3 protein-coding genes are annotated in these 2,017 nt (G+C 57.5%); 2 read left to right on the top strand and 1 reads right to left on the bottom strand.

Translation table 11 applies throughout. From position 1 onward, the window contains the following. The coding region (locus tag WBR57_RS25865; protein WP_424087801.1) for a carbonic anhydrase at positions 1-652 on the bottom strand (652 nt) is incomplete at its 3' end. Positions 653-1,141: 489 nt separating this feature from the next. On the opposite strand from WBR57_RS25865, the gene WBR57_RS25860 reads away from it, so the two are divergent. After that, positions 1,142-1,351: a helix-turn-helix domain-containing protein gene (locus WBR57_RS25860; RefSeq protein ID WP_424087802.1), complete on the top strand. Its 210-nt coding sequence runs from the start codon at positions 1,142-1,144 to the stop codon at positions 1,349-1,351. A 91-nt stretch (positions 1,352-1,442) separates the two neighbouring features. Continuing rightward, a partial coding sequence (locus WBR57_RS25855) for an XdhC family protein (protein ID WP_424087800.1) occupies positions 1,443-2,017 on the top strand: 575 nt, incomplete at its 3' end.

The raw sequence follows: 2,017 nt of genomic DNA, 5'->3' as shown, positions 1-2,017 counted from the left end.
GAATGGGTGACGCGGTTTTCAGATTTTCCACGTTGAGGAGAACGTTCTCGCGGATGGCGTTGGCGAGCAGGTCGCCCGGCTCGGACAGGGCCGTCTTCACCGCGGGCGCGATGTGATCCACCAGTTGCGGCAAGTGCCCCGGCAACTCGGCGCCATCCTTCACAGTCTTGATCGCCGCGTCGACTGCGCCGCATTTGTCGTGGCCGAGCACGACGAGAAGCGGCGTGCCGAGAAATTTGACCGCATATTCAAAACTCGCGACGCCATTCTCCTCGGCAAAATTACCGGCGACGCGCACGACGAAAAGATCGCCGCGCCCGGAATCGAAGGCGTATTCGGGCGCAATCCGCGAATCGGCGCAGCTTAGAATTCCGGCATACGGATTTTGGCCGCCGGCCAGAACGCCCCGTTTCATGCCGAAGTCGTGGCGCTTCATGACGCCGTCGACGTAGCGTTCGTTGCCCTTTTTCAGCCGCTCCAGCGCCTCGTCGGGAGAGAGAATATTCTGCGGCTTGGGAATTTCTCCGGCGGCAAAAAGCGCGCGCCCCGAAAGGGCCGCGGCGGCGGTCGCGCCACCGACAAGTTTAAGAAAACCGCGTCTGGAATAAAACGGCGCGTGGTTCAGGGAGGGATTTCCGCAGATGGTGCACATAGCTTTTACTTAGCGTTATTTCACCCTAGGCCGGTGCCGTGCGACAAGTCAATGAAGTCGAAGGCAGTTAGCATCCTAATTTGAACTGCCCCATTTATCCGTTATTGGCCATCGACAGATCGACGATCCAGAAATAGAGCGCCAAGGACGTAAGACTAAAAATGATCAGTCCCCCGATCATGCACCACTTCACCGGCACCTTCGGACATAAGAGTCGCAGGAGATATATCCAACAAATTAAAATTGTTATCCCCAGCGTATTGAGGCCAAAATAAAAGAGGGTGAGCACGTTTTGTTTTAATCGGCACCTTCCGCCATAAAATTCAGAGGAAAAAATATCCAGCAGACAAAAATCATCCTCCCGGGCTTATCCAAGAGAGGATAAGGAGGGAGGGCATGTTCTTGTCTTAGAGGGATGCTTTTGCCGAGACAATCAAAAATACGCAGATATCTGCATATTCACCTCTGAGATGAATTCAATACTTGGAGATGGTTGCGCGTGAATTTGGCCAGAAGGTTTATCGTCTGCGCATGGCCAGAAAATGGACTCAAGAAGTGTGCTCCGGGAGAGCAGGAATCAGCGTGCGAACGCTGCAAATGATTGAATCTTATTCCCTGAAAAGGCCAACGATTGAAACTGCGCAGAAGCTTGCCATAGCCTTCCGATGTTCCTGGGAGGATCTCTTGGGCAAGCCTTAATTGACGGCGTTTCAGCCGGAGACCTGAAAGACAAATTCATTCCATCCGAACGCTCGCTTGGCATCGTCCGCTTCCGCGCTAATTTAAAAGCGTGCCCACGTTTTACGAGACCCTGGCCGCGGCAACGGAGGAACCGGTCGCACTGGGGATTATCACGGAAGTGAAAGGATCGAGCCCGCAGAAGGTCGGGGCCAAGGCGCTTTTTTACGCGGACGGCCGGATGGCCGGGACGATGGGCGGCGGTTGCCTCGAGGCGGAAATCCAGGACCGCGCGCGGCAGGCCCTGGCCACGGGCAAGCCGGAAACCTTCGACCTCGTCCTCGACCATGATTTCGGGTGGGACGACGGGCTGATTTGCGGAGGACGCGTGGGCGGCGTCATCCTGCCCCGCATTCATTCCGCCGCGCCGATCTGGACCGAGCTGGCCCGGCGGCAAAGCGGGCGCACCTGGGGCATCACGGAGGATTTTCAAATCGCCTGGGCCGACACCTCCGCGGACACATCTCCCGAACCGACCACGGGTTGGCGCTACCGGGAAACGGTCACGCCGCCGTACGCGTTGTGGATTGCCGGGGCGGGCCACATCGCGCAGGCCGTCGCGCCGCTGGCCCTCGGACTCGATTTCGCCGTGACGGTTTTCGATGACCGTCCCGCGCTGGCCAATCA

It is taken from the genome of Pseudomonas sp., assembly GCF_049590575.1.
Classification (GTDB): Bacteria; Pseudomonadota; Gammaproteobacteria; order Pseudomonadales; family Pseudomonadaceae; genus Aquipseudomonas.
The sequence above is the reverse complement of the archived record's forward strand: the minus strand, read 5'-3'. Positions and strand labels throughout refer to the sequence as shown.

What these genes read in the sequence shown, in the direction of transcription:
- WBR57_RS25860 (WP_424087802.1), top strand. Translation starts at nt 1,142, where the DNA reads ATGGTTGCGCGTGAATTTGGCCAGAAGGTTTATCGTCTGCGCATGGCC.